9 protein-coding genes are annotated in these 8,869 nt (G+C 40.7%); 7 read left to right on the top strand and 2 right to left on the bottom strand.

Going from position 1 to position 8,869, the window contains the following annotated elements; translation table 11 throughout:
• Positions 1 to 6: 6 nt before the first annotated feature.
• Complete coding sequence (locus AF333_RS30960; protein WP_235355922.1) at positions 7 to 1,455, bottom strand: beta-propeller fold lactonase family protein; 1,449 nt, start codon at positions 1,453 to 1,455, stop codon at positions 7 to 9.
• Between the two features lie 119 nt (positions 1,456 to 1,574).
• On the bottom strand, positions 1,575 to 2,372 hold the full coding sequence (locus AF333_RS30965; RefSeq protein WP_043065822.1) for a class I SAM-dependent methyltransferase: 798 nt from the start codon (positions 2,370 to 2,372) through the stop codon (positions 1,575 to 1,577).
• Between the two features lie 784 nt (positions 2,373 to 3,156).
• Here AF333_RS30965 and AF333_RS30975 point away from each other — a divergent pair.
• The 7 genes from AF333_RS30975 to AF333_RS34080 form a co-directional block, all read left to right on the top strand.
• Positions 3,157 to 4,293, top strand: a complete 1,137-nt coding sequence (locus tag AF333_RS30975) for an S-layer homology domain-containing protein (protein WP_052812044.1) — start codon at positions 3,157 to 3,159, stop codon at positions 4,291 to 4,293.
• Between the two features lie 160 nt (positions 4,294 to 4,453).
• The gene (locus AF333_RS30980) at positions 4,454 to 5,239 is read left to right on the top strand and encodes an ABC transporter permease (RefSeq protein WP_043065824.1); all 786 of its coding nucleotides are present in this window, start codon (positions 4,454 to 4,456) and stop codon (positions 5,237 to 5,239) included.
• 90 nt (positions 5,240 to 5,329) lie between these two features.
• Positions 5,330 to 5,803: a thioredoxin-dependent thiol peroxidase gene (gene bcp / locus AF333_RS30985; RefSeq protein ID WP_043065825.1), complete on the top strand. Its 474-nt coding sequence runs from the start codon at positions 5,330 to 5,332 to the stop codon at positions 5,801 to 5,803.
• A gap of 42 nt (positions 5,804 to 5,845) precedes the next feature.
• Positions 5,846 to 6,613 carry a class I SAM-dependent methyltransferase gene (locus AF333_RS30990; RefSeq protein WP_043065826.1) on the top strand — a complete coding sequence of 256 codons (768 nt, stop codon included), beginning with the start codon at positions 5,846 to 5,848 and terminating at the stop codon, positions 6,611 to 6,613.
• A 98-nt stretch (positions 6,614 to 6,711) separates the two neighbouring features.
• Positions 6,712 to 7,665: a D-2-hydroxyacid dehydrogenase gene (locus AF333_RS30995; RefSeq protein WP_043065827.1), complete on the top strand. Its 954-nt coding sequence runs from the start codon at positions 6,712 to 6,714 to the stop codon at positions 7,663 to 7,665.
• A 50-nt stretch (positions 7,666 to 7,715) separates the two neighbouring features.
• Complete coding sequence (locus tag AF333_RS31000; RefSeq protein WP_043065853.1) at positions 7,716 to 8,276, top strand: cob(I)yrinic acid a,c-diamide adenosyltransferase; 561 nt, start codon at positions 7,716 to 7,718, stop codon at positions 8,274 to 8,276.
• 405 nt (positions 8,277 to 8,681) lie between these two features.
• Positions 8,682 to 8,869: hypothetical protein (locus AF333_RS34080; protein ID WP_235497075.1), on the top strand; the 188-nt coding region annotated here is incomplete at its 3' end.

An 8,869-nucleotide genomic window follows, 5' to 3' on the forward strand; every position in this document is an offset into this window, starting at 1 on the left:
TTAAGGTTATTTATTTGCACGGAAGGTATCGGTAATCATACCGGCCTTTACATCTACGCGCGATAGCGAGAGATCGCGATTAAGGACATAGGCACGACTTCCATCGTGGCTAAAGATGATCGCTTGCCTAGGCTCTGTAAAGCCCTTAATAGTTTCAATCACGCGGTTATCGAGAGTATTAATTACATCAATACGATTGTCCAGCTTGCTACTAGCGAAAAGTAGTTTGCCATCAGGAGATAGGGCTGCACCATAGGGTTCTCGTCCTACTTTTATCTCATTAGTGATTTCACCTTTAGAGATATTCACTACAGAAATGCTGTCGCGACCACTGTTTGCAGCATATAAAGTACGACCATCGGCTGCTACGGAGATAGCACGAATCATAGAAAATCCGGTAATCTCACGCACAATACTTTTTGTTTCGGTATCGATAACTGATACTTTATCTCCCTTGAAATTCGTAACGAATACATAGCGTCCATCATGAGATATGACGATTCCCTGACGTGGTTGAGCGAATCCGGTAATAACCTCAGTCGGCTTACGTCTCTCAAGATCGACGATTGTCACCGAACTGTGTGCTTGATTGTTGACGTACAGCGTTTCCTTATCAGGGCTGATAGCAGTTCCGAATGCACCTGGACCGACCACGATTTCATCCTTTAAGGTCAGATTGTTCACATCATAGAAACGTAGAGTGCCTAGCGTGCTGTCTGAAACAACAAACTCAGAGCCATCATTAATGAACACGGTGTTTCTCGGCGTGATGAAGCCATCGATTTCTTTGCGTAAAGTGCCTTTGACGAGGTCAAAGACGCGGATTGATTTTTCACGGCTATCTGAGACAACTGCAAGCTTTTCATCAGGGCTTATAGCAAGGGAGTTGTTGGTAATATTGTCGTCAAAGCCTTTTTCTTCAACGGTTTTTTTAACGGTGGATGACGATGAAGTGACCGCCCAACCTACTGGAGCCCCTGGATTTGGATGAGTCAAGGTTTTGCCATGAATTTCAGGAAGAACATTGTTTAAAGCAAATGTGCCGTCTGTTTTTATATTGTAATATTTACTGCTGGAGTTAATATCAGGTGATGTATAACTAAACAGAACAGGCTTATTAAATTTTCCAACTCGTTCATTGGTTGTCAAATCGGTAACTTTAAAGGCGAAAGTTTTTAGTACTGTTTCGCCTTTAGGTGCTTTTGCCTGAAAATCCTCCAGATTCCCTTCTAACACTTGGAATTTTACTTCATTTGTAAATGTACCTTCCGGAATCTTGAGCTCCACATGCTCGTATGTAATTTTAGCAGCTTCCCCGGCATTGATCGTCTGCTCAGCAACTACCTTTGGAAATCCAAGCGTTTGAAAGTCTGGAACGGCAGCGGCGAAAGAAGTCGCGGCGAACAGTGACATGATTAGTGCCATCAAAAAACTTGCTGATGTAAATTTTTTCATACAGGCATTCTCCTCGCATAGTATTTTGCATTTATTTCACTTAAGATAACGAGTCGTTTGCCTGAACGGTTCGATTACGGGGAAAAAATGAGCAAAAGAATCAAAAGTGTTCTATGATGTTATTTTTTGCCCACTAAAATATAACTTAGCGGAAGTTTGTTCTCCTTTTCCAAATGTCCGAATATGCAGGAAATGTCGTGATCGTACTCATTGAATTCCTTGATATGAATACCGCTCTGCATTATAGAATTCAAGAGATTCGATAGTGTATGGCTAAAGCTATAATTAGGTTTTGATTTATAGGCGGTTCCGCCAATGTAGTCGATCCCTTTATAACTAACCCATGGATCGTTTTTGTAATAAGAGAAAGCCACTTTCAATGGTTCTTCAAACTCTGTTTCTCCCTCTACAGCGAACATATTTAAGAACGGATGCATTTCGTAAATAACGAGAGTACCCTCTTTTTTTAATAAGCCTGACACGATTGTAAAAAAGCGCTGCAAATCCGGGAGCCAGGTCAAAGCGCCAATCGAAATATATACTAAGTCATATTGCTCTGTATGCTCTTTGCCAATGTCATAAACATCGGTGCGAATGAAAGTACATGGCAGATTAGAAACAATGGCCAATTCGTTCGCTTCTTGTATGGCATAATCCGAGATATCAAAGCCTGTGCCGCTTTTTGCTCCTAAATTTATAATTGAAAGAAGTTCTATCCCATTATTGCAGCAAAGCTGTGCAACTGTTTTACCGTGTATATTTATTTCCTTGAACTTTTCTGTAATAACTTTGTCTAGAAGCGAGAATCCCTTTTCTTTGAATTGTTTCTTTACATTAATGTTTCTGGCTTTTTGATGAATTGGTGTTACCTCGTTCCAGGCTTCTCTGTTTGCTTCTGTGTATTTTTTTATCGACATTGTTGCTACCTCGCTTATTTTTTATTTTGACTTGAAAAAAGCACAAAAAACCACAGGCAATATACCTGTGGCATCCTTATCGTGATTCTAATGTTTGCTGATTGGCTTTATAGATGCATGGTACGCCATAAATGAAACTGTTCTTTTTTTATTGTAGAGGCAAAAAAGGGCAGACTTCCCCCTTGGAGTGAAAAATCATGTGTTATATTGGAAGTTTCTACAATAAACCATGTTTGAACAGATCCGAACACGTACCTACACCCCCTCTAAGTAAAATTCACCAAATGATAACATATTCATTTGGTAGTGTCTAGGAGATAGTTTGTAGATAGCATCTTTTGCGGTGCAAGAGTTTTCTTCAGGTGTAGAACGGGTTGTCAAAGAGGTTAGTCTTATTTCAGAAATGGCAGGGATCGCTACATTTGGCACCCATAATGTATCTGCCGTTACTGAAGAGCAGTTAGCTTCTTATAGAAGAGATTTCAGCAAAAGCGTCTTCCTTATCGTTAAAAGAAGCTTTTTTTTTATAGTCTTTTTCCTTTAAAAAATACTGGTTAAAAGATACTAGGAAGCAGGTAAAGAAACGCTTTAACACTAAAATATGACTATAGTTCCAATGAATGAAATTACTTTAAAATAACCTATAGAATAAAAAGTCGCTATCTTGTTATTCAACAAATCTTTCTATGTACATATTGGCAAAACAAAATATAAGAAAAAATATCTACCATAATTACGAAAAAATGGAATGTATGAACTGTGAAGAAAGGAATGGGACCTTATCGTGAAACGATATACTACACATTTCGCAAGTAAAGTCACGCTTGTTGCTGCATTGGGAACTCTCAGTGTTTTGCCCGGACAAGTATGGGCGGACGAGCCTTCCGGCAAGTTGAAAGAAATAACGACGGTAAATAGCTACTTACCTGGAGATATGGAGCGACACTGGGCGAGAGATGAAGCATATAATTTGGTTCATGCTGATATCATAAAAGGGTACATCGAAAAAGACGGAACAGTCTCAGTTAGGCCGAATAAGCAAATTACGCGTGCTGAATTCGTGTCTTTGCTAGTTGGTGCGCTCGGCTTAAAGAAAAATCCCGATCAGGACCCGCGTGTATTTTCTGACATCGAGCCGAACCAATGGTATTCCGAGGCGGTCAATATTGCAAGTTCGCTTGGGATTGTTAAAGGTGTAACGGAGAAGTCGTTTGGCCCGAATGATAAAATCACCCGGGGCGAGATTGCAGCATTAATCACGCGAGCATTTGCATACACGATCGATTTTGACGAAATGAATGGAAAGCAATTCAAAGATATAAAAGATTCATACTGGGCTGCACGCGAAGTAAGTAAGGCAAGTTCGGTGAAAATTATTAACGGTTATCCGGGAGGATATTTTAAACCGTTTGAATACTCGACGCGTGCGGAAGCGCTTGTCATGCTATCTAATGCGTTATATTTAGAAGAGAATGCGGTACCGGCTGATAAAACATTGATCGATATTGTTAAGGCAAATGAAGAGGAGGAGAAACGTGCATTGGGCGCGATAGATATCGAGCGATTAAAAGAGATTAGCAACAAGCATTATATCGGATATCATAAAGCGACCAGTGATTTGACGGCAGCTGTGCTAAAAAAGATGAAAGAAGAAGGGTACACAATTGAGATTACTCATGAAGGCGATCTGAAAGCTACTGTCATTGGCAAATGGAATCGGATTGCTGTTGTAGAGGTGGACGGAGTTACGTATCATTTGAGCACAAGCAAAGAAGGCGGAAAACACCTGGACAATACACAAACGGTTAAGGGTGTAGTTATGCTTAAAAAAGATTCTGTAACCGGTGAATGGAAAGTGTATACGTCCGATATACCGCTTTTGTTTACCTCAAAAATGCTTTCTGCACTGGAAATTCAATAACGAACAAAACGAGGCGAACAGTCGCCTCGTTTTTCGTTTTAGATGTATTTATCTCTTTTCTTGATTGTTACCATATTGACTTGATAGACGGAACGCATAACATTATAAAGAGGAGATAATCTGCCCGGTATACGGATGGAATAAAGCAAGGAGGAATTTTGTGTTTTATCTTTCGCTTTTCGGTGATTACCTTAAACAGTATTTTAAAATGCGACTTGCCTATCGGATGGACTTTATAAATGGAATTGTTTCGGATTTTGCATTTCAGGTTACAAATCTAGTTTTCATTTTGGTTGTTTTTCAGCATACATCACTTCTAAAGGGATGGACACGTGACGAAATTATTTTTATTTATGGTTTTTTTCTTGTGCCATATGCGGTATTCTCTACGTTTTTTAATCTGTGGGAATTTCAGGAGAAATATATCATTAAAGGAGAGATGGACCGGGTATTGACACGGCCTGCACATAATTTGTTCCAGGTAATGCTCGAAACGATGGACCCCCAGTCATTAGCTGGTGCGGTAACAGGTATCGTTATTATGGTATATGCAGGATTTCATATGGGGCTTTCGCTTTCCTGGTATGATCCGCTTGTATTCGTCTTTCTTGTCCTCTCGGGCGTGCTTGTGTATGGAGGTGTTTATACGGCGATTGCGGCGATTGGATTTTTCTCAGATTCAAAGACGGGCATTTCACCAATGATATGGAATATTCAGAACTATGGCCGTTATCCTGTTAATATTTATAACAAGGTTATTCGTTTTCTGTTGACATGGATTTTGCCGTTTGCTTTTGTAGGTATTTATCCTGCGGCCTATTTCCTTTCACGTGAAGAATATTATATGTATACTTTGTTGACTCCTGTAGTCGGTGTTGTATTTTTTGTGTTAGGCATTATGGTATGGAATTATGGTGTGAAGAATTATCGGGGAGCTGGTTCTTAAATAAAGGACTCGCTCCTTTATTTTGTTTTATTGGATGAAAATTGATAAGATGAAGAAGAGTTAAATAACGCAGAAATGGGGGAATACATAATGGCAAATATAGTGGTTGGACAAGATGCACCAAACTTTACACTTCCGGCAAGCAATGGAGAGAATGTGTCGTTGAGTGATTTTCGAGGCAAGAATGTAGTGTTATATTTTTATCCGAAAGATAACACGCCGGGCTGCACGAAGGAGTCTTGCGATTTTCGGGACAAAGTGGAAGAGTTTACTGGTAAAGATACGGTGATTCTAGGTATAAGTACAGACGATTTAACCTCTCACGATAAATTCATTAAGAAATATAATCTTCCTTTCCTGCTGTTAAGCGATACGGAAGTTGAAGTATCCAAGTTGTATGATGTCTATAAGCTGAAGAAAAACTTTGGCAAAGAGTATATGGGGATTGAGCGTTCTACATTCATTATTGATAAAGAAGGCCGGCTGGCAAAAGAATACCGGAAAGTAAAAGTAGATGGTCATGTAGACGAAGCGTTGCAGTATATTTCTGAGAATTTGCAGTAAGCAACAGGCAATTGTCCTGGACGGAAAGGTGAGAGGCATTTAATGAGCATAGCTCATTACGATTGGACCGATTATTATGACATCGTTTCCAATGGTTTAGACCGTGATGTTGAGTTTTATACGGATTTGGGGCTAGAAGCAAAAGGAACAGTACTTGACTTGGGGTGCGGTACCGGCCGTATTTCGATTCCAATGGCGCTTAAGGGAGTCGAGGTAGTAGGTGTTGACGCTTCAGAGAAGATGCTGGAGAAGGCACGCGCTAAAGCAGATATGGCACAGGTGAACGATAAAATAACATTTATTCATGATGATATGCGTACGTTTGAATTAGGACGTACGTTTCCGCTAGCTATGATTCCGTACCGTTCCTTTCTGCACTTGCTTTCGGTAAAGGAGCAAATGACGGCTTTGCGGCAAGTTCGTAAGCATTTGACTGAGGGTGGGCTACTTGCATTGAATGTATTCGTCCCTACAATTCAAGATTTGTATGAGCAGGACGAGAAAAGTTCAACAAGGGGAATCTATATGATTCCAGGTAGTGAAGATCGACTTGTAGTATGGGATTATACGAGGTATGACCATTTTCGGCAGGTTGCTGAGATTATTCGACAGTATGAACGTACGGATCGGGACGGCGTGGTCGTGCAGCGTGTAGTATTACCGTTGCATATTCGTTACATATTTCCCTCAGAGTTACATCATCTACTGAGATTAGCAGGATTCGGCATAGTGGAACGTTTCGGTGATTTCTCTAAAAAAGCATTTGATTCTAAAAGTACTGAGCTTATTGTGATTGCTAAGAAGTTATAAAGTGGGCAGTACATCAAGAAGTGTTGACATTCCCATATCCTCCTTGCATGGATTGGATCATTATATATTATGCGGAGCAGAGGGGAGGCACTGTTGAAATGAAAATTGTCTCGACAGCCAAAATGAGCAAACGTCATCAAGAGAAATTAGAAAAGGCATATCCACATCATGATTTTTATTTCTATGATCAGATGAGTGAAGCCGAGACAGATGTGAAAGATACACATGTATTGGTTACATACGGGGAAGATTTGACGCCCGATAACATGCAGGATATGCAAAATCTTCGTTGGATTCAGGTGCTAAGCGCAGGGATGGATATGATGCCTATGTCCTTGTTAGCTGAGCGCGGTATATTGGTGACAAATGCAAGTGGAATTCATAAGATTCCTATGGCTGAGTATACGTTTGGTGTCATGCTTCAAGTTGCACGTAAAATGAATGAGTTGTATGAGAAGCAATGTAATAATGAATGGGAACGAAGCATCCGTGTAGAAGAGTTGTATGGTAAGACGCTTGGAATTATCGGTGTAGGAGCCATAGGGGAAGAGATTGCGCTTCGTGCGCAAGTATTTGGCATGAAGGTGCTTGGCGTAAGTCGGAGTGGGAAAGTGAAGTCTGGATGTGATGAGATGTATTCGCAGCAGGAGCTACTTTCTGTACTTCCGCGCTGTGATTATGTTGTCGTTATTGTACCATTGACGGAAGAAACCCGTGGCATGATTGGCCAGAAAGAGCTCAGGGTTATGAAAGAAAATGCTGTATTAATTAACATTGCCAGAGGCGCAATTGTTGATGAGCAAGCACTGCTGGAACATTTGAGAAGCAAAAAGTTAAAGATGGCGGTTCTGGATGTGTTTTCCGAAGAGCCACTTCCTGCTTCGTCACCGTTTTGGCAACTGGAAAACTGCCTGATAACACCGCATATATCAGGTCGTTCCCCATTATATATGGAACGTGCATTGGAGATTTTTCACCATAATCTTGCCGCATATAATGAAGGGGAAACAAAAGGCATGATAAACGTGATTGACTTGCGCCAGGGATATTGAAGCATCAGAAAGCTTGCGAAAGTAGAAAGTATGGCGGGAGGGAATAAATGATGAAGATTTACACGAAGTCCGGTGATAAAGGAGAAACCAGTCTGGTCTACGGTATGCGTGTACCAAAGTATGATCCAAGGGTCGAGGCATATGGAACGTGTGATGAGGCTAATTCGGCAATCGGGCTTGCGCTGTCTCATGTGCCACAAGGAGAGGAATGGCAAGAACTTTTCTCCGTATGCCATATTGTACAGACGAAGTTGTTTCATATTGGAGCTGAACTGGCAACCCCCGCAGGCAAAGAAGTGGGCTGGAAAATCGAAGCGTCAGATGTAGAGCTGCTGGAAAAGATGATCGATAAGTGGGATGCGGAGCTTCCAGCCCTGAAGAATTTTGTGTTGCCGGGCGGATGCCCTGCCGGAGCGGGAATGCATTTTGCCCGGACAGTTGCCAGAAGGGCGGAGCGTAAAGCGATTGCTGTCGCAGAGCATTTGGAAGTCAATCCGACGGTTATTCGTTACTTAAACCGATTATCGGACTTTTTATTTGTTGCAGCCCGTTATGTTAATCAGAAGGTAGGGAAAGTTGAGCCAACATTGCATCAGGACGATAAGAAGTAACGAAGCATAAAAGATCATTCTAGATCATAGAATTTAAAAACGGTTATCATTTTTGACGGCAAGTAGCAAGCAAAGAGACGGTAATAGTACCGTCTTTTTTGTGCATTAACGGCTCGTTTTACATGATTTTGTTTTCATTAAGATTTAATAATTAGCTTGGTGTATGGATGATATTCTAGCGTTGAATTTAATTTGTGGTCATGATATGATGTTACATGCTCAAAACATAAAGGACGTATGTTTTTATGAAAAAGAAAAAAACGAAAAAAACTCTTGTTCTTTTATTGAGTGTGTGATATATTATAAAAGTCGCCGCTGAAACACGGCGCAACGCAAAAACAAGTTCCTTGAAAACTGAACAGTAACACTCGAATGTGTGCGAGTATATAAAAATTACCCACGAAAGTGACGAAATACTCGACGCGTGCGGAAGCGCTTGTCATGCTATCTAATGCGTTATATTTAGAAGAGAATGCGGTACCGGCTGATAAAACATTGATCGATATTGTTAAGGCAAATGAAGAGGAGGAGAAACGTGCATTGGGCGCGATAGATATCGAGCGATTAAAAGAGATTAGCAACAAGCATTATAT

The sequence above is a fragment of the Aneurinibacillus migulanus genome (assembly GCF_001274715.1).
Lineage (GTDB): Bacteria > Bacillota > Bacilli > Aneurinibacillales > Aneurinibacillaceae > Aneurinibacillus > Aneurinibacillus migulanus.

Bases quoted from the DNA above. Each gene is read 5' to 3' on its own strand.
- AF333_RS30960 (WP_235355922.1), bottom strand. From the start codon at position 1,455: ATGAAAAAATTTACATCAGCAAGTTTTTTGATGGCACTAATCATGTCA.
- AF333_RS30965 (WP_043065822.1), bottom strand. From the start codon at position 2,372: ATGTCGATAAAAAAATACACAGAAGCAAACAGAGAAGCCTGGAACGAG.
- bcp (WP_043065825.1), top strand. From the start codon at position 5,330: ATGGCAAATATAGTGGTTGGACAAGATGCACCAAACTTTACACTTCCG.
- AF333_RS30990 (WP_043065826.1), top strand. From the start codon at position 5,846: ATGAGCATAGCTCATTACGATTGGACCGATTATTATGACATCGTTTCC.
- AF333_RS30995 (WP_043065827.1), top strand. From the start codon at position 6,712: ATGAAAATTGTCTCGACAGCCAAAATGAGCAAACGTCATCAAGAGAAA.
- AF333_RS31000 (WP_043065853.1), top strand. From the start codon at position 7,716: ATGAAGATTTACACGAAGTCCGGTGATAAAGGAGAAACCAGTCTGGTC.